At 39.7% G+C, this 19,995-nt stretch carries 15 protein-coding genes; 12 read left to right on the top strand and 3 right to left on the bottom strand.

Annotated features, from left to right (window positions below):
* The first annotated feature begins 75 nt into the window (after window positions 1-75).
* Both adhE and AWM76_RS07030 read left to right on the top strand, forming a co-directional pair.
* On the top strand, window positions 76-2,718 hold the full coding sequence (gene adhE / locus AWM76_RS07035) for a bifunctional acetaldehyde-CoA/alcohol dehydrogenase (RefSeq protein ID WP_004262348.1): 2,643 nt from the start codon (window positions 76-78) through the stop codon (window positions 2,716-2,718).
* Window positions 2,719-3,478: 760 nt separating this feature from the next.
* Entirely contained in the window at window positions 3,479-4,306 is an 828-nt protein-coding gene (locus AWM76_RS07030; RefSeq protein ID WP_004262349.1) for an exodeoxyribonuclease III, read from the top strand.
* Window positions 4,307-4,390: 84 nt separating this feature from the next.
* Here AWM76_RS07030 and AWM76_RS07025 read toward each other — a convergent pair whose 3' ends face one another.
* Window positions 4,391-5,218 carry a hypothetical protein gene (locus AWM76_RS07025; protein ID WP_039935562.1) on the bottom strand — a complete coding sequence of 276 codons (828 nt, stop codon included), beginning with the start codon at window positions 5,216-5,218 and terminating at the stop codon, window positions 4,391-4,393.
* Between the two features lie 296 nt (window positions 5,219-5,514).
* Here AWM76_RS07025 and AWM76_RS07020 point away from each other — a divergent pair, with 296 nt between their 5' ends.
* Both AWM76_RS07020 and AWM76_RS07015 read left to right on the top strand, forming a co-directional pair.
* Window positions 5,515-6,054, top strand: coding sequence for a sigma-70 family RNA polymerase sigma factor (locus AWM76_RS07020; protein ID WP_004262351.1), 540 nt, complete (start codon window positions 5,515-5,517; stop codon window positions 6,052-6,054).
* Between the two features lie 8 nt (window positions 6,055-6,062).
* Window positions 6,063-6,641 carry an N-acetylmuramoyl-L-alanine amidase gene (locus AWM76_RS07015; protein ID WP_004262352.1) on the top strand — a complete coding sequence of 193 codons (579 nt, stop codon included), beginning with the start codon at window positions 6,063-6,065 and terminating at the stop codon, window positions 6,639-6,641.
* Between the two features lie 131 nt (window positions 6,642-6,772).
* On the opposite strand, the gene AWM76_RS07010 is transcribed toward AWM76_RS07015, so the two are convergent.
* Window positions 6,773-7,594, bottom strand: a complete 822-nt coding sequence (locus AWM76_RS07010) for a MetQ/NlpA family ABC transporter substrate-binding protein (RefSeq protein WP_039935564.1) — start codon at window positions 7,592-7,594, stop codon at window positions 6,773-6,775.
* 215 nt (window positions 7,595-7,809) lie between these two features.
* Here AWM76_RS07010 and AWM76_RS07005 point away from each other — a divergent pair, with 215 nt between their 5' ends.
* The 8 genes from AWM76_RS07005 to ftsY all read left to right on the top strand — a co-directional run bounded on the left by AWM76_RS07005 (window position 7,810) and on the right by ftsY (window position 19,038).
* On the top strand, window positions 7,810-8,817 hold the full coding sequence (locus AWM76_RS07005; protein WP_004262358.1) for an MsnO8 family LLM class oxidoreductase: 1,008 nt from the start codon (window positions 7,810-7,812) through the stop codon (window positions 8,815-8,817).
* Window positions 8,818-8,928: 111 nt separating this feature from the next.
* A complete protein-coding gene (gene recG, locus AWM76_RS07000) occupies window positions 8,929-10,980 on the top strand; it encodes an ATP-dependent DNA helicase RecG (RefSeq protein ID WP_004262361.1) in 2,052 nt (683 codons plus the stop codon).
* A gap of 168 nt (window positions 10,981-11,148) precedes the next feature.
* Window positions 11,149-12,171 carry a phosphate acyltransferase PlsX gene (gene plsX / locus AWM76_RS06995; RefSeq protein ID WP_004262364.1) on the top strand — a complete coding sequence of 341 codons (1,023 nt, stop codon included), beginning with the start codon at window positions 11,149-11,151 and terminating at the stop codon, window positions 12,169-12,171.
* 102 nt (window positions 12,172-12,273) lie between these two features.
* A complete protein-coding gene (locus tag AWM76_RS06990; RefSeq protein ID WP_004262367.1) occupies window positions 12,274-12,513 on the top strand; it encodes an acyl carrier protein in 240 nt (79 codons plus the stop codon).
* An 80-nt stretch (window positions 12,514-12,593) separates the two neighbouring features.
* Window positions 12,594-13,289, top strand: a complete 696-nt coding sequence (gene rnc / locus AWM76_RS06985; protein ID WP_039935580.1) for a ribonuclease III — start codon at window positions 12,594-12,596, stop codon at window positions 13,287-13,289.
* Window positions 13,290-13,309: 20 nt separating this feature from the next.
* A complete protein-coding gene (smc, locus tag AWM76_RS06980) occupies window positions 13,310-16,885 on the top strand; it encodes a chromosome segregation protein SMC (RefSeq protein WP_004262373.1) in 3,576 nt (1,191 codons plus the stop codon).
* 82 nt (window positions 16,886-16,967) lie between these two features.
* Window positions 16,968-17,789, top strand: coding sequence for a Cof-type HAD-IIB family hydrolase (locus AWM76_RS06975; RefSeq protein WP_039935583.1), 822 nt, complete (start codon window positions 16,968-16,970; stop codon window positions 17,787-17,789).
* A 223-nt stretch (window positions 17,790-18,012) separates the two neighbouring features.
* On the top strand, window positions 18,013-19,038 hold the full coding sequence (ftsY, locus tag AWM76_RS06970; protein ID WP_004262379.1) for a signal recognition particle-docking protein FtsY: 1,026 nt from the start codon (window positions 18,013-18,015) through the stop codon (window positions 19,036-19,038).
* A 378-nt stretch (window positions 19,039-19,416) separates the two neighbouring features.
* Here ftsY and AWM76_RS06965 read toward each other — a convergent pair whose 3' ends face one another.
* The gene (locus AWM76_RS06965) at window positions 19,417-19,890 is read right to left on the bottom strand and encodes an LURP-one-related/scramblase family protein (protein WP_004262380.1); all 474 of its coding nucleotides are present in this window, start codon (window positions 19,888-19,890) and stop codon (window positions 19,417-19,419) included.
* Window positions 19,891-19,995 lie beyond the last annotated feature (105 nt).

Raw genomic sequence — 19,995 nt, 5'->3', positions numbered from 1 at the left:
AACAATAAACCTCTTTACTTTCGTTTGTGAAAAGAGTAACATGTAATCAAAGATAAAGAAAAGGGGAGCGTAACAATGACGGAATTAATTGAAAAAGAAGTTATCGGAAATGTTAATTACATGATTAATGGTTTAGTAGAAAAAGGTTTGGTTGCTTTAGAGGAATTCGATCATTTTAATCAAGAGCAAATTGATCACATTGTAGCGAAAGCTTCAGTTGCAGCTTTAGATCAACATGGTACTTTAGCAAGACATGCGGTTGAAGAAACTGGCCGTGGTGTATTTGAAGACAAGGCGACAAAGAACTTATTTGCTTGTGAGCACGTTGTAAATTACATGCGAGATATGAAGACAGTTGGTGTTATCAGTGATGATGAAGTGACGGGGATCACAGAAATTGCTGAACCTGTTGGAGTTATTTGCGCCATCACTCCGACAACGAATCCGACGTCGACAACTATTTTCAAAGCGCTCATCGCATTAAAAACTCGTAACCCAATCATTTTTTCATTTCACCCGGCAGCACTTGAGTCATCGGCTCACGCTGCTCAAATCGTTCGAGATGCAGCGATTGAAGCAGGTGCACCAGAAAACTGTGTACAGTGGATTACAGAACCATCGTTAGATGCAACGAATGCATTAATGAATCACGATGGGGTTGCGACAATCTTAGCCACTGGTGGAAATGCCATGGTTAAATCAGCTTACTCATGTGGTAAGCCAGCTTTAGGAGTAGGGGCAGGAAATGTGCCAGCTTACGTTGAAAAGACAGCAAACGTTAAGCAAGCAGCTTATGACATCGTATTAAGTAAATCATTCGATAACGGAATGGTATGTGCTTCTGAACAAGCCGCAATTGTTGATAAAGAAATCTATAAAGAATTTAAAGATGAATTAGTAAGCTATCATGCTTATATCGTAAATTCAAAAGAGAAAGCACTATTAGAGGAATTTTGTTTCGGTTCTAAAGCATTCAGTGAAAACTGTGCTGGCGCAAAATTAAATAATGAAATTGTTGGGAAACCAGCGACATGGATTGCAGAACAAGCAGGTTTCACCGTTCCGGAAGAAACAAATATTCTAGTAGCAGAGGTGTCAGAAGTTGGACCAAACGAACCATTAACACGCGAAAAACTATCTCCAGTCTTAGCCTTATTGAAGTCAGAAACAACTGAAGATGGAATTCAAAAAGCTGCACAAATGGTTGAGTTCTTTGGATTAGGTCACTCAGCTGCGATTCATACACAAAATCAAGAATTAGCAAATGAATTCGGCCGTCAAGTTAAAGCCATTCGAGTTATTTGGAACTCTCCTTCAACATTCGGGGGAATCGGAGATGTATACAATGCTTTCATCCCATCATTAACTCTAGGTTGCGGATCATACGGACGCAACTCAGTTGGTGGAAACGTCGGAGCATTGAATTTACTTAACATTAAAACAGTTGGGAGACGACGCAATAACATGCAATGGTTTAAAGTACCTTCAAAAATCTATTTCGAACGTGACTCAATCCAATATTTAAAAACAATGGCTGATGTTGAACGTGTCATGATTATTACGGATGAATCAATGATGAAACTCGGCTTTACGCAAAGAATTATCGACCAACTTGAGGCACGCCAAAACAAAGTAAATTACCAAATCTTCCATAACGTTGAGCCAGATCCAGATATTACAACTGTTAGAAGTGGAGCTGAAGCGATGGCTCAATTCCAACCCGATACAATTATCGCCCTAGGTGGTGGATCTGTTATGGATGCGGCTAAAGTCATGTGGTTATTCTACGAACAACCAGAAGTAGACTTTAGAGATTTAGTTCAAAAATTCCTAGACATTCGTAAAAGAGCAGTTAAGTTCCCAGAACTTGGGTCTAAAGCGAAGTATGTAGGTATTCCAACGACATCAGGAACAGGCTCTGAAGTGACACCATTTGCGGTTATCTCTGATAAGAAAAATAATATGAAATACCCATTAGCGGACTATTCATTACTACCAACAGTCGCAATTGTAGATCCTGCTTTAGTTGAGACTGTACCAGATTTTGTTACAGCTGATACAGGGATGGACGTGTTAACCCACGCAATCGAAGCTTATGTATCAGTGATGGCTAACGACTTTACTGATGGACTTGCTTTACAAGCAATTAAGATTGTATTCGAAAACTTAGAAGCTTCAGTAAAATATAATGATCCAGAAGCACGTGAAAGAATGCATAACGCTTCAACTATGGCTGGTATGGCATTTGGTAATGCCTTCTTAGGAATTAACCACTCAATGGCTCATAAGATTGGTGGAGTTTTCCATACAGTTCACGGTCGAACAAATGCGATTTTACTACCATTCGTTATTCGCTATAACGGAACCCGCCCAGCGAAACAAGCGAACTGGCCAAAATACAATTACTACAAAGCGGATGTAAAATACCAAGACATCGCTAAATTAATCGGACTTGATGCAAAAACTCCAGAAGAAGGAGTAAAAAACTTAGCTCAAGCTGTGTTCGAACTTGGAGAACGTGTTGGAATTCAAATGAGTCTAAAAGACCAGGGCGTTGATGAATCTGCCTTCATGGATAAAACAGAAGATATCGCCTACTTAGCCTTTGAGGACCAGTGTACACCAGTGAATCCGCGCTTAGCTTTAGTAAATGAAATGCAAGAAATCCTTGAAGATGCTTATTATGGATATAAAGAAAGACAAGCAAACTACAATTAATAGTATCCAACGCATCTAGTAATACCTAAATTTGATCCCCTTTTATACACGTATATGCCTTGCTTGCGCAAGTAAGGCATATACGTTTTTTGGTTTTGAGTTGTACCTAGCTAGAAGAATAAAAATAAATTGTTCTAGCTGAGGTGATTAACTGGAAGAATAAATACCAATTGTTCCAGCTGAGGTGCTTAACTGGAAGAATAAAAATAAATTGTTCCAGCTGAGGCGCTTAACTAGAAGAATAAAAACTAATTGTTCCAGCTGAGGCGCTTAACTGGAAGAATATAAACTAATTCTTCCACTTGTTGAGGTAAGCTTATTCACGCTTGTCTTTGAAATCAAGCATTTTCTCCTTTTAGTATAAACTTATATATATTAAGATAGTAATATAAAGTGAAGAAAATGAAGGAGAGGGTATTATGTCACACGCTTTACCTAATATTGGAAAAGTTGCTACCAAAGCACTCAAACTATTGATGTCACACAACTTGAGCCTAGTTATTTAAAAGCTAGCGGTTTCCGTGAAATTAAGAAGTTTTGGGGCTACGTACTCTTTATATATCATTGGGTAGATGAAGAATAGCATATTGAATGAAACGCGTGGTGAAGACCATGCGTTTTTTGATAAACTAATCATATAGACAAGTGATTATATTTTTTGAAATAGCCATTTACTTACCCCCAATCATACATTTGAATTGGGGTTCTTTTCTGGTTATGCTAAAATGATGCTAAATAAGAGAGATAAAGGAGCTTAACAATGAAATTAATTTCATGGAATATTGATTCTTTAAATGCCGCTTTAACTGGGGCATCTCCGCGTGCTGAATTATCGCGAGAGGTCTTAAAAATGATTCGCGAACACCAACCAGATGTAATTGCGATTCAAGAGACAAAACTATCGGCGAAAGGTCCAACTAAAAAACATTTGGATATTATTGAAGCAGATGTGCCTGACTATAAAGTGGTCTGGGTGTCTAGTGTTGAGCCTGCCCGTAAAGGTTACGCTGGTACCATGTTCTTATACAAGAAAGACTACACGCCAGAAGTCACTTTCCCACAAATTGGAGCACCAACGACGATGGATTATGAAGGTCGTATGATTACGTTAGAATTTACTGATTTTTATGTAACCAATGTTTACACACCAAATGCGGGCTCTGCTTTAGCGCGTTTAGAAGACCGTCAAGTTTGGGATGTGCAGTATGCAAACTATTTAGCGGACTTGGATGCTAAGAAACCAGTGATTGCTTGTGGTGATTTTAATGTCGCCCATACAGAAATTGATTTGGCACACCCTAAAAATAATCATTTTTCTGCTGGTTTCACTGATGAAGAACGTGCTGGCTTTACCAATTTGTTAAACCGCGGTTTCACAGATACCTTCCGTCATATTCATGGCGACGTTGAAGGTGTTTATACTTGGTGGGCACAACGAGTGAAAACAAGCAAAATCAACAATTCCGGATGGCGCATTGATTATTGGTTGGTAAGTGACCGGATTGCAGACAAAGTGCAAAAATCTGAAATGCTAGACTCTGGTACACGTCAAGACCACACACCAATTTTGTTAGAAATTGATATCTAGTTATAGAGGATAATAAATCATGAGGCTGGGCTAATGGTAGCTCAGCTTTTTTAATTTACTGTTAGGCTTGTACGGCGTTTGATCCTATTCTTTAATGCCTTTTTGAATTTTGCGTATCTTCTTTTGTGTGTTTTTGCCTGCGATTTTCTTTAATTTCTCTTGACCAAAAACATAGTAGAGAATATTGGCGAAAAGTTGGTACATACTATCTAGCTGGCCAAAGTCTACATATGCTTTAATGGGTTGATAGGCAGATTCGCTGACCATAAATTGTTGATTGTCAAATGTATCCTCATCAGCTTGATTGCTTAATGATGGATGATGAGTGAAGTGGTTGAACTGACTATAAAAAGCCATTTGATTAAAGAATCGTAAGTGTTGTTGGCGGAAGGTGGCATAAAAACCCATTTTTTCTCTTAAGTATTTATTTTTTAGATTGATTCTATATTTGAAGTGGTTGTCTACTTCAATCCAGGTATCCTTCTTGCACTGGGCATCCGCATAGTAGACTTGTATATTATGTAAGGCCAGAATGTGATTGATCTCCTTTTTGTCATCAAAGCGTTGGAAGGCAAATTTTCCAAGGGTAATCGGTAACCGCTTATTACTATCCAAAATATGCGTGTGTGTTTGATTGAAATAAGTCGCCGGGAAGGCGTATTGGTCATGCCAAGCTTTCAAGAGTGACATGGTGTCTAGGTGACTAATGCCAAAGGATTGGTCGGTGAAAAGAATAATTGTCTTAAAAGGTAGTTTGAATGCCGATACATTATAGAGGAGGGACATGTTTTGAAGCAGTTGATTGAAGTGACGGGGATTTCCAGTGATGGCTTTTTCGATGATGGTGTTGAGATGATCTTGCCAATTGAATTTTTCTGGGACTGTTTCAAGATTCCTGTTATACATGCGCATGTTCTACCACCTTTATACTTTTTGTTATCTTATTTATAACATTGTATTTATTTTTATGAAACCAAATAATTGCTAGGACTTGAAAATAGATTGTTTTATATTGAATAAGTGATATTTTGAGCTCATTTACAGTTTTTGCTGCGTCACTTTTGACTTTTAAGTGATAATTCTAGTGAAAAATACTAGCCTGTCATCCTAATATGGACTTGCCTTTTCCTCAGTTATAAACGTATTTTAAGTTACCTGCAGGTGATGAAAAGATACTTTAAGCTCGTTTAGGGGAGGAAATTGCTTTTATGTTTGATCAATATCAGTATCCGGAGTTGTTGGACCAGTATCATGGTGTGATTGTGCATGTCTTAAATCGATATCATGTGGATGTGTATAAGTCTTATTACGATGATATTTACCAGTTGGCGCAGATTGCTTTATATCAAGCAGCGGAGGATTTTGATGGGGATCCGCTAAGTGAGGCTGACCGTTACCGGTTTGTGGCTTATGTGAAGCGGGTGATAACTTGGCGGGTGTTGGATGAATTGCGTAAGCACACACGTTTGGGTGGTCAGGAATTTTCGACAGCGGATGACTGGGTGTTTGAGGAAGGTTTAGGTGAGGGGCCGAGGATTGAGTTAACAGCTGATATTGAGCATTTCTTAGCTGAGGCGGCGAAAATATTACAACATCGTGATTTAGACTTTCTATACCAAGTGATTGCTTGTCAGGGGAAGACCAAGTTATTACTTGAAATTTACCCAATTTCTCGCCAAGCTATTTACAATAAGAAACGCAATTTGATGGACAAACTACAATCTATTCGCCATTTGTTGGTGGGTTAGGAGACAAGATGAAATCAACAACATTTAAAGAATATAAAGGCCTTTTAATTGCATTTGGACATGGAAATGGGGACCCAGGTGCCGTATCTGGGCAATTTACTGAGGCAGAAATGGTACGGAAGTTAAAACCCTATATTGAAAAATGTGCTAAAGCAGCTGGCATCAAAGTGGCTTTCTATATGGACAATCTTTACCAACATGCAACAGATATGAAGACCTATGCGGATTGGGTGGTGGTTGAAGTACATATGGATGCAGCTCTTCAACCACAAAAAGGCGGGCACATCATCATTCATTCGGACTATGTGACAGATGCTATAGATGATAACTTGATTGCAATGATTGAAAAGCATTTTGGCTTAGTCACTAGAAACGGTTTAGGCTTATCAAAAAGAGGGGACTTGTTGAATTGTAATAATGCACGAAGTTGGGGAATTAATTACCGGTTACTGGAATTATTTTTCCTAGCAGATGCAACTGACCGCAATTATTACTTGGCTAATCTAGACTTAGTGGCTAAAAATATGGTGGAAGCTGTAGTCGGCGTTCAAGTTGCGGATGATAAAGTTTGCCAATGTACGCGCTAGCTAGGGTCACTGTGTCATAGCGATGTGTGAAAAACCTAAAATCACTTCAATGTATATATAAGAAAAGCCATCGTGGTTGGGGATGAACCCTTACCGCGATGGCTTTTTTGTCTTTTGTTTAAGTCTATAATCTATTGATTTTCTTCAGGGATAATCCAAAACTCTGTGCCAATTTCTTCGTTACGGTCAAGTACTGCTTGGTTGAAGTCTTCTGATTGGTAGATAGCTTTGATATCTTCCACCCAAGGCTGGTCCATTTTATCTGCAGTCGTAATGGCTTCAAGTAGTAGGCCTTCGATTGGTTGTTCTGTGACCAAACGGGAGTCTAAGTCCATACCCGCGTCATAAGCGATTGATCCAGCAACTAAGGCATAAGAGACATCTTGGATTGCAGGTGGGACAGCAGCACTTTGCATTTCGACAATTTCAATGCCTACATGATTTTCTTCGATATCGTCAGCAGTCACTTTGGCTGCTTCAACGTCTGGGTTTAAAGTGATCCACCCAAGGTCTTCCATGAGTAATAAACCACGCATCATGGAAACTGTACCATTACCGATAGCGATGGTATCACCTTCTTCAACAGCATCAAGACTGTCTTTTTGCCCCGGATAGATAGCTGCCGGTACAGTTGGGATACGGACAATTTGCTCAAAGCTAGCACCCAGAGTATCATTATAACTTTCAGTGTTCAAACGGTTACCGTCTACATTGATATCCGCTTCACCCTCATCAACAGCAATCATAGCTTGGCGTAATTCAGAAAACTGAATTTCTTCAACGGTGTAGCCCTGTTCTTCTAATCTTGGGGCCACTTCTTCCATAAATAGAATAGAATAGGGGCCAGGTGATGTGGCCACTTTGATGGTTTGTGTATCTTCCGTCTGCTTTCCGCAAGCAGCGACCACCAAAGTGATTAAAGCCAGTCCAAGATAACGCAAATATTTTTTCATTTTTCTACCTCCCAAAGGTGTTTTATTCATCCACTTAAACTTATCATAAATTGTTGGGAATAAGGACACAGTATGCTTGGGACGGGTTATTGGATATCGATCATTATTGACAGTTTTGGATTTAACTTCATTTTTTGTAAAAGTAATTGAACAGTTTATTCTATTTCTACATATGGTAAAATAAGGTTATTGAAATCAGTAAGAGGAGTGACAAAATGACTTTAGGGATAGGTATTTTAGATTTTATACCTCGGGATAAAAATACATCGGTATTAGAGTCCTTTGAGCAGTCAATAGAATTAGCTAAATTGGCGGATGAAAAGGGCTTAGACCGATACTGGCTAACAGAACACCACTCAACGCCAGCTGTCTTATCATCAACTCCACAGTTATTATTAGCCCGTTACGGTGCAGCAACAAAGCAGATTAAGTTGGGTACGGGTGCGGTGATTATCAATAATTCCACTCCTTATCAAATTGCAGAGAACTATATGGTGCTTGAAGCCATGTATCCTGGACGTGTTGAAGCAGGTGTTGGCCATTCTATGCCAAAAGAAGTTACCCGTCAGGAAACATTGGGGATGCAGATTAACCGTGGACTAGATTATGAAAAGACGATTTCACAAATTGCAGGTTTACTTTATGATGATCTAACAACTGAAGATGAGATGCATGGACTACGTGTAATGCCTGCTTATTTTGACGGCGTGACGCCACTTTATACCATGTTAGGTTCACGCCGTAATGCGAAGTTTATCGCCGAAAAAGGCTTAGGTATGGTATTCGGCTTATTCTTCTCAGGAGATTTGGCTGAATGTATTGAAACAATCAAGATTTATAGAAAACACTTCAAACCTTCTAAAGGGATGCCACAACCTTCAGTACTAATCGCCCTTTATGCAGTGACTTCTACAAAGCGCAATATGAAGGAAGTATTAAACTATGCCTTAAATGATTGGATAGATGCACTAGAAGATGACAAACGTGCTTATTTGGAGTTGATGGAAGTGTCTGAAGCAAGAGACTTTGTTACAACTATTGATCCGGATGCAGAAGATAGGCATGCGTCTAAAAAAGTATACGGCACACCTAAACAAGTGGAAATGCAGTTGCGCCGTTTGAAAGAAGAAACCAATGCAGATGGGTTCTTAATTGCTAATCATTTATCTGGGTTTTCGAATCGACGCGCTTTGATTGAAATCTTGAGCCAGGTTAATATTTAATGATAACGATATCATTAATCTTAATAATAAGGTGAATTTAATGGAAGAATCCTGGTTTGACCGGGTTTCTTTCCTTATAACAAGCTACTTTTAAGGAAAGGGGGGATTGTGATGGCACGAGCTTTATCCGATTCAGTGACAGTTTTGAAAGGTGTTGGCGCAAAAAAAGCGGCATTATTAGAAAAGGTTGGGATTTCAACGGTAGAAGATTTACTTTACCATTTCCCTTTCCGTTACGAAGATGTGTCTGTAAAATCGGCCGGTGAATTAGTGGATAATACCAAAGCTTCGGTAAAAGGTGTGGTAGTGACGGAACCCGTTGTCCAATATTTTGGGCGCAATCGTAACCGTTTGACCTATCGCTTAGCTATGGACCATGAGGTATTGCAGGTTATCTTCTTTAACCAGCCTTACTTAAAAAAGAATATTCAGGTCAACCAAGAAATTGTTGTTTATGGGAAATTTGAAGCGGCTAAACAACAAATTGTAGGCATCAAACTATTCTCCAACCACCAAGATGAGGAGAGTGGTGATAATGATTTTGAAGCAATTTACCATTTAACTCAAGGCCTGTCGACTAAATCGCTGACCGATTTAATCAAGCAAGCTATTGATTTATATGGGGACCTAGTTGTGGAATTATTGCCCGAAACTTTGCGGGAAAAATACCAACTCATGCCGCATAAGTTAGCCATCCAGCAAATCCATTTTCCAGATAGTCAAGAAAACAACCGGCAAGCACGTAGGCAATTGAAATACCAAGAACTCTTCTTGTACGCCTTGAAATTACAATGGCGCAAATTACAACAACGTCGCATTGCCAATGGTGCTCAAATACTTTATGATAACGACCATCTTCGTGACTTTATCCAGACTATTCCCTTTGAATTGACAGCTGGCCAAAAGGCTGTAGTGAATGAAATTTGCGCAGATTTACGGCAGCCCTTCCAGATGAACCGTCTTCTTCAAGGAGATGTTGGATCCGGGAAAACGGTAGTAGCTATGATTTGCTTAGTGGCAACGATTGACGCTGGGTTTCAAGGCGCCATGATGGTACCAACTGAAATTTTAGCTGACCAACACTATGCCTCCATTTCAGGATTCTTTGAAAAAACGGATTACAAAGTGGCTTTACTGACGGGCTCGACGAAAACTAAAGCACGGCGGGAAATTTTAGCCGATTTGGTAAACGGGGACATTGACCTTTTAATTGGGACACATGCCTTAATTCAAGATGATGTGAAATTCGCTGACTTAGGGATGGTTGTGATTGATGAGCAGCACCGGTTTGGGGTTAACCAACGGTCTAAATTAGTGGCAAAAGGGGAATTTAAAGCACCTAATGTCCTGTATATGACCGCAACGCCAATCCCTCGTACATTGGAGATTACGATGATGGGGGATATGGACGTTTCTAAATTAAAAGAAATGCCTTCAGGACGAATTCCGATTGAAACATCATGGGTTCGCCATAACCGACAAGCCCAAGTTGATGAACAAATTTGGCTAGAAGTGAGAAAAGGCCGACAAGTTTATATTATTTGCCCTTTAATCGGTGAATCAGAAGCTTTAGAAGCACAAAATGCTGAGCATATTTATGAAACTTATGTGGCGCAATTTGGCAGTCAGTTTTCAGTTGGTTTATTACACGGACAAATGAGTGCGGATGAAAAAGACCAAGTCATGGAAGCCTTTAAGAATAATGATATTCAAATACTCGTGTCAACAACAGTTATCGAAGTAGGGGTTAACGTACCAAACGCGACTTATATGGTGATTTTAGATGCTGACCGGTTTGGTTTAGCCCAGCTCCATCAGTTAAGAGGACGGGTAGGACGTGGTGAGTATGCATCATACTGTGTTTTAGTGGCTGATCCAAGAACAGATAACGGGAAACAGCGGATGAATATTATGGTTGAATCGACAGATGGTTTTTACCTTAGCCAGCAAGATTTAGAATTACGTGGTGCCGGTGATTACTTTGGCACCCGTCAGTCTGGTCTACCAGAATTTAAGGTGGCTGATCCAATTGAAGATGGTGTCATTTTAGAAGTGGCTCGGGAAGACGCCATCCAATTTATTCCTTACTTTGAAGGCCATTTAAATGAATTCACTGAATTAGCCGAATGGCTTGACCAGCAAGTGACAACAATCAACGCTTAGGATTATTGGTGCAATAAAAATTTAGGCAAAATAAAGACAATCAAGGCCAACGTGCTGCAAGTTTTCAAGCTGAAATCCTTTTTCCCTTATAGGCTACAAGTGGCTTTGGGGTATGATATAATAAGAGCAGCTTTTTGAATTTATTGAATGTAGAAAGTAGGCATAGAAATGAGAATTGCAGTAGATGCAATGGGTGGCGATAACGCGCCTAAAGAAATCGTCTTGGGTGGCTTAAAAGCTGCAGCTGAACGTAAAGACGTCACCATCATATTTTATGGAGATGAAGATACGATCAAAGCAGAAATTGAAGGGTCTACACCTGAAAACGTGGAAATTGTTCACGCAGCAGATAAGATATTATCTGAAGATGACCCAGTAAGAGCTGTACGTACAAAACGTGAATCATCTATGGTGATGGCAGCGCGTGCAGTACGAAACGGTGAAGCAGATGCCTTGATTTCAGCTGGTAACACAGGCGCCTTATTAACAGCAGGCTTACTAGTGGTCGGCCGGATGAAAGGTGTTGAGCGTCCAGCCTTAATGGCAGCTCTACCAAACTTAGCCAATATTGGGGACTCAGTATTATTAATAGACTGTGGTGCCAATGCGGAATCAAAAGCGTCATATTTAAATCAATATGCAGTCATGGCAACAGCCTATGCCCGTGCAGTCTTGAAAAAAGCTGCACCTTCAGTTGGTTTATTAAATAACGGTACTGAAGACAATAAAGGGAATGACTTAACGAAAGAAGCCTTTGGTTTATTAAAAGCCAATGATCAGATTCATTTCACTGGTAATGTCGAATCTCGTGAAATTTTAAACGGGGTAGCAGACATTGTCGTAGCCGATGGATTTACTGGAAATGCCGTATTAAAATCAGTTGAAGGAACAGCAGCTGCTGTAATGAAATTGGTTAAAAATGCGATTATGGATGGTGGAATTGGCTCTAAACTTGGTGGTTTACTAATCAAAGGGTCATTAAAAGATATGATGACTAAAATTGATTTAGACCAAGCAGGTGGCGGTATTTTATTTGGTGTAAAAGCACCAGTATTAAAAGCACATGGTTCTTCAAATGCGACGAGCGTCTTTCATACAATTTTACAAGCAGCGACAATTGTAGATGCAGGTATTATTGAGGAATTGGCCACAACATTTGAAAAAGAAATGGCTGCTAAGAAGGCAGAATAAATTTGCTGAAAGTGGAGCTAGCTTGACCTAGTTTCCCCCTTTTTCAAAAAATAAAAAGTTTTAGTTGATGTGTAAGTTAGGATTTTATTTAGGAGGATTTTCATGGCAGAGAGTACAACTTTTGAACAAGTAGCGGCTTTAATTGTGGAACGTTTCGGTGTGGAGGCTTCTAGTGTGACGCCTGAGATGTCGTTTACGGACGATTTGGGTGCGGATTCGTTGGATGTTGTGGAATTGGTGATGGAATTGGAAGATAATTTCGGTATCCAGATTTCTGATGATGATGTTGAAGAAATTAAAACTGTTGCGGATATTGTGAAGTATATCGATAGCCATAAGTAGGCTTATGATTCGATGTTTGAGGAGGCTGGCAGTTGGTTGTCCAGCCTTATTTTATTGAAAATAAAGAAGGAGGAATTTTCATGGATTTGTCAGGTGTGAAGGCTTTATTGGCTGATCGGTTTGGTTTGGAAATACAAGATGAAACGCATTATATTGAGGCGTTTACCCATTCTTCATATGTGAATGAGAACCAAAATCTAGCTTTACAGGATAATGAGCGGATTGAATTTTTAGGGGATGCGGTTTTAGAGTTAGTGGTATCTAATTATTTATACCGTAATTATCCCGAGATGGATGAGGGACGGATGTCGTCTTTACGTGCTTTAATTGTTCGCGAGGAGTCATTGGCTAAACGTTGTGTTGAGTGTGGTTTTGACCAGTTTGTACGTTTGGGTAATGGTGAGGAAGCAAGTAATGGACGCAAGCGCCCATCTTTATTATGCGATTTATTTGAGTCGGTTCTAGGTGCGATTTATCTTGATCTTGGGTTAGATGCGATAGAGCATTTGATGTCCCTAACCATTTATCCTAAGATCAAGAATGGTGATTTTACACGTTTATCTGATGCGAAAACGGCCTTACAAGAAGAGTTACAAAAAGAGGGTGCGATTCAGTTGGCCTATGAACTTGAAAGTGAATCTGGTCCAGCGCACAGTAAAGAATTTCATGTGGCAGTTCGTTTATATGATGAAATCATTGGACGAGGCGTTGGCCATTCTAAGAAGGCGGCGGAGCAAGCTGCTGCGGCCAATGCTTTAGAATTGTTGAAAAAATAGTAGGAGAAAGGAATTAGCCTGTGTACCTAAAAACAGTTGAAATGGTCGGCTTTAAGAGTTTTGCGGATAAGACGACAATCGAATTTGATAATGGGTTTACAGCTATTGTAGGACCAAACGGCTCAGGGAAGTCGAACATTACAGAGGCCATTAAGTGGGTTCTGGGGGAGCAATCTGCCAAGTCCTTGCGTGGATCTAAGATGTCTGACGTGATTTTTGCAGGTGCTGAAGACCGCCGTAAGGGACAGTACGCCCAAGTAACCCTCACTTTTGACAACAGCGACCGCGCCTTGAATTTTGAAACAGATGAAGTGGCTGTTTCACGTCGTTATACAGCGGCTGGGGATTCTGAATATATGATTAACCGTCGTCCCTGCCGTTTACGGGACATCACCGAATTAATGATGGATACGGGAATTGGACGGGATTCATTTTCAATTATTTCTCAAGGTAAAGTAGAACAGATTTTCACCCAGAAGCCAGAGGATAGAAGAGGTATTTTTGAAGAAGCTGCTGGTGTTATGAAGTACAAGTCACGTAAGCATGAAGCTGAACGGAAGTTGAAACATACTGAAGAGAACTTGCACCGAATTTATGATATTTTATCTGAACTTGCTGACCGGATTGAGCCCTTAGAAGAACAGAAGAATGCAGCTTTACGTTATAAAGCATCAAAGGCAGAATTGTCTGACATTGAGATTGCATTAACGGCAGTTCAGATTGAAACCTTGAATGAGCAGTGGCAAGTAGCCAAAAATGATATCTTAGCTTATGGTGAGGACATTCATAACCGACGAGCTGCTTTAACTAAAACACAAGCCTCGCTTACGGATTATAAAGGCAAGGCTAGTCAGGCAGATGCGTCCGTTAACGAGTTGCATGAGCAGTATGTTGATTTGGTGAAAAATGCTGAGCAATTACAAGCTAAAATTCAAGTTCACCACCAAAAAGTCCTTTTCAAGGAAAATAACCAAGCCAACCAAGCTGAGAATCTTGATAGCTTGAAGGCTGCGGTAAAAGACTTTAAAGCCTCCATTATCCAATTAAAAGCCCAATTAGCGGATATGGAAAAGGATATTGATGAAAAAACGACTGATCGCGATAGTTTACTGTCTGCGCTTGAAGACCTGTCGGATGATTCTGAAGCAGCAGTTCAAGCTAAACGGACCGAATATATTACAGCACTACAAAAACAGTCCAGTCTACAAAATGACTTAAGCCAGCTTGAGAAGGATATAGCGAATGAAGTCGCCTCAGTTGAAAAAAACCAGTCTGAGCGAACAGCTAAAGAAACTACTTTAGCTGAATTGAAAGCCGAACTTGCTAAGGCTGAAGCGGATAAGGTAAGTATGGGTCAAGAAATAGAGTCCTTGCTTAACCAATATCAAATGAAAGATCAAGAAGTAAAAGCCAAGCAAGACGAAGCTTACCGAGCTAATCAAGAAATGAACCAAGCGAATCAACGGCTAATGCAGGCCACTGCCCGTAAAGAGTCGCTAGAAGATTTGGACCGCGACCATGCTGGTTTCTACCAGGGGGTTAAGGCAGCTTTAGACCTATCAGATAAAATTCAGGGTGTCCACGGGGCAGTTGCCCAATTGCTCCGCGTGCCAGATACTTATACTGGGGCCGTTGAAACGGCACTTGCTGGCGCTATGCAAAATATCGTTACAGAAAATGGTCAGGTAGCCAGTCAATTAATTGGTGAATTGAAACGGCAACGTGCAGGGCGGGCAACTTTCCTCCCACTTGATGTGATTAAAGGCCGGTCAGTAAATCCCAATGACTTGAATAAAATTCAGTCTATGCCTGGATTTATCGGTGTGATGGTTGATTTGGTTGACTTTGATAACCAATACCAACAAATTATGGCCAACTTAATGGGGAATGTCATTGTCGCTGATAATCTTGACAATGCCCGTGCGATTGCTAAAGCACTGTATTCTCGCTACCGGATTGTGACCCTTGAATCAGATGTAATTAACGCTGGTGGGTCAATGACTGGTGGGGCAACGAAACGGAATAACAATGCTGGTTTACTGTCCCGGAAAACGGACATCGATCATTTAAGTCAGGAAATCAAGACCTTGACAGCGACCGTAACCAACTTGCAAGAAGAGATGCACCAAGTGTCACAAGTATCTGAAGAGATGGTGAAAGAGCTTGAAACAATCAAAGCACAAGGTGATGAAGCACGCTTTAGTGAACGGACTTTAACGAGTCAAATTGACCAGTTAACCGGGCAAATTGCTGATTTAACTGAAGCTTTAAAAACTGGTGAAAGCCTGCAAGCTTCTGCTTCAAAAACGAAGGCGAAACAAGAAAAAGCAAAAGCGAAGTTAGAAGCGGATTTAAAAGTTGTTGACGATCAAGTCAACCAATTGAAAAATCTGATCGAGGATATGAACTTATCAGCAACTGATAAGGCGGAAAAAAGGGCGCAATTACAAGGTCAATTGCAGGCTGCTGAAACAGATTTAGCGGTCATGCAATCGCAATACACTCAAGTTGAAAGTCAATTAGCAGGTCAAGAAGCTGAATTAGCAGCAAAAGAAAATCAGGTAAGCCAAGTAGAAGCGGAACTTAAATTGATGCGGGAAGCTATTTTATCCAATTCTGAAACTTCTGGCACCTTGGAAGCTGACTATCAAGCAGCTGTGAAAGCACAGAAAGATTGTGAAGCTCAATTAAAAGCGGTCCGAAAAGTCCGCAATGAGGCGCAGAATAAGGCTGATGCCTTAGACAAAGAAGTCCAAGAAATGAATACACATCTCCAAGACTTGCTTGAAAAGCAAGCTAAGGTGGAGGCAACAGCTTCTCGATATGAAGTATCGATTGATAACCATTTAACCCACCTTCGGGAAGAATACGGTCTGACCTTTGAACGGGCAAGAGCGACGTCAGAATTAACCATGTCTATGGAATCAGCATCCTTAAAAGTTCGTCAGTTAAAAAAAGAAATTGAACAAATTGGACCGGTTAATTTAGCAGCCATTGATGAGTTTGAAGAAGTAAATCAACGGTTTACCTTTATGCAAAAACAAAGAGATGACGTATTGGCTGCCAAAGAAAAACTCTATCAAACAATTTCTGAAATGGATGAAGAGGTAGCTGAACGATTTGAACAAGCCTTTATTGCTATTCGGGATGCTTTTGAAGATATCTTTCCTAAATTATTTGGTGGAGGTCGGGCGAGTCTAAAATTGACGCGACCGGATAATCTGTTGGAATCTGGAATTGATATTGAAGCTCAACCGCCAGGGAAACGGCTGCAACACCTATCCTTATTATCAGGTGGGGAGAAAGCTTTAACTGCAATTGCCTTATTGTTTGCGATTTTAGATGTGAAAACTGTACCTTTCTCTATTTTAGATGAGGTGGAAGCGGCGCTTGATGAAGCCAATGTAGCTCGTTATGGTCGGTTTTTACGCGAATTTGCGCATAAGACGCAATTTATTGTGATTACCCACCGTAAGGGGACGATGGAGTCAGCAAATATCTTGTATGGCGTAACCATGCAGGATTCTGGTGTGTCTAAATTGGCGGCTGTTCGTTTAGAAGAATTTGATGAGAAATTACTAGAATCATCAAATTAAAGAGGATTTAGTCGTTTTTCATGGGGAAATGTGTCAAAATGTAGGTAATGTAGAAAATATTGAACAGAAATATGAGGGCATTATGATTGAATTAATTGCAATTGATTTAGATGGCACTTTATTACGAAACGATAAGACGATTAGTGAGGGTAACCGTGAAATGATTCGCAAGGCGATTGATAACGGTGTGGATGTTGCGATTTGTACTGGTCGACCACTTGAAGCAATTCAAAAATTCTTGGATACTTTAGCAACCAATACGGCAGACCACTATTCTATTACCTATAACGGCGGGTTAGTTATTCAAAATAAAACCGGCAAAGTAGCTAGCCAAGTGACCATGTCAATGGCGGAAGCTAAAGCATTATATGAAGTGATGGCGTCTTTAGAATTGCCACTTGAAGCAGTATTGATTGACGCAGTTTACCAATTCCCATTCCCTGAAAACCATCCAGGTCTTTATCAACAAACAATGAATTTCTTACCATTCAAACAATTTGATATGGACAATTTAGATCCAGAAACGGCAATTTTTAAAGTGGTGATAAATACAGAAACAGACCATTTAATGCGTATGATTGATCAAATTCCAAACTGGGTATATGAAGATTTCGAAGTGATGCGTAGCCATCCTTTCCAATTAGAAATCATGCCTAAAGGGATTGATAAAGGAACTGGTGTGAGTCATTTAGCCGATATTTTAGAGTTAACTAAAGACCAAGTGATGGTAATTGGTGACGAGGAGAATGACTTAGCTATGCTTAAGTGGGCAGGTACATCTGTGGTGATGGAAAATGGTCGCCCAGATGTAAAAGCGTTCGCAGATTATATCACAGATTCTAATGAAAATGACGGGGTTGCTAAAGCAATTGACCATTTTGTTTTCTTTGAAACAGATGACTAAAGCTACGATAAACTATAGGCAGTTCTGACATTAAGTGCAGTTGTTATAAGGCTTCAGCTTACATTCGGAAATCTATTTTAATAGTTTTTCAGAGGCCAATATTTAAAATTGATTCTAGTCAGGATTGTTACTTTTACGATATAAGTAAGTTAGTTAATATACACCTTAACTTATAATTTTACGATGACATATGAAATTTTTATTTTAGTAAAGGAGTGATACGATGGGATTATTTGACCGTATTAAACGCGCGTTTACGGGTGAGGATGAGATTGTTGAGCAACAGCGTCAATCTGAATCGCCTAGTCAAGATCAGATTGTCTTTGAAAAGTACGATAAGGGTGTTGAGAAGACACGACGTTCTTTCTCTGACCGTATGAATGAATTGTTTGCTGGTTTCCGCCAAGTGGATGATGAGTTTTTTGATGATTTAGAAGAAACTTTCATTTCTTCTGATGTTGGTTTTGACATGACACTTGCCTTATCTGACGCAGTACGTGAGGAAGTACAACGTCGCGGTGCTATTTCAGGTGAACAAGTAAAAGATGTCATCATTGAGAAAATGGTGGAGATTTACGACAAAGGTGGCGAGCCGAATGTTGAAATCAATGAAAATCCAGACGGTCCCACAGTTGTTTTATTTGTTGGGGTGAACGGTGTCGGGAAAACGACTACCATTGGGAAAATGGCTTACCAATTAAAACAAGATGGTAAAAAAGTCTTGCTTGCTGCAGGGGATACTTTTCGTGCGGGTGCGATTGAACAATTAGAAGAATGGGCACGCCGTATTGATGTACCAATCGTGACTGGTAAGGCGCAAGGTGACCCGGCTTCTGTGGCTTTTGACGCTGCTAAAACTGCGCGTGAAGGTGGCTACGACTACTTATTAGTAGATACAGCTGGACGACTACAAACTAAAATTAATCTAATGAATGAATTAGATAAAATGAAGCGTATCTTAACACGGGAATTACCTGGTTCGCCTCATGAAATATTATTGGTACTCGATGCAACAACAGGACAAAATGCCTTAGTACAAGCTAAAGAGTTTGATAAGACTGTAGATATTGACGGTATTGTCTTAACCAAACTTGATGGAACTGCTAAGGGTGGCGTGATTTTTGCAATTCGTTATGAGATGGATATTCCCGTTAAATTTATCGGACTTGGTGAAAAAGTGGATGACCTGCAAGTGTTTGATGCAGAGAAATTCATTTACCAATTAATTAAAGATGTTGTAGAAGTTTAACTTCAATTGACAGCAATAGACTAACTTAAGCCATAGATGAATGGTTAAGTTAGTCTATTTTTTGCATATACAACAAAGAATTGAATTTTGTTTAATCGTATTTCTGGTCACTATTGTCGGTGATGATCTTAATTTAAGACATTTTCGTTATCTGATCACTTTTAAACTGTGGCTTTTAGATAAATCGCTATACTATTTCTGAAATCTATCTATAAAAAAACCAGGCCTGGAATGAGAATAGGCCTGTTTGTGATGCAGAAAAATCTTCAGCTGTGGCGCTAAAGTGAATGGCTGTACTGAAAATTGTTGGGATGTGTTTCCAGTACACCTCTATTATAGTAATTTCAGCTTAGGTATCGGTCATCATTTTTACCTTTCTCAACCAGATTGTTGCTTGTCACGAATAGTATCAATCGAAAGAATAACCGCAAGTACAATAATGGGGTCTACTTGAGTATCATCAATCGTTATTTCAAAAGTATCTGACCAAGACAGCATTTTTGCCTTAACCTGCGCAATTGTCTGTTTTTGTTCATCTTTAATGACATAATGCCAACCTAAAAAGTCTCCTTCAATTGTCCATCCGATATCTTCAATGGCCATTTTGGTTTTAAATAAGGTCATTTTTTGTTGGATAGTAGCTATATAATCAGTGCCTTGGTAGACCTTTAGCTGGGTTAAAAAGCGAAAAGGCGATTCTTTAACATAAGCCAGTTCCTCATTTGTTAGGGCATCATAAATCCGTAATTGGCGACCAACTGAAAATAATTTGCCAGATACACGAAACAGGGGTGTTTGATTGTGGTCGTAAATATTAAAATCCTGCTTCAACGAAAATAACTTTTGCTTCATTTACAATTTCATGTTTCCATCCCCTTACACATTTTTTTAAATGATAACTTATAAAGTTTAGAAAGGACAATATATGTACTAATTGGTTAGAAATCAGTATCTTTT

The organism is Aerococcus viridans (assembly GCF_001543285.1).
In the GTDB taxonomy this organism is placed as follows: Bacteria; Bacillota; Bacilli; order Lactobacillales; family Aerococcaceae; genus Aerococcus; species Aerococcus viridans.
Note: the sequence above shows the minus strand (reverse complement) of the source record. Positions and strands in the feature narration are given on the sequence as shown.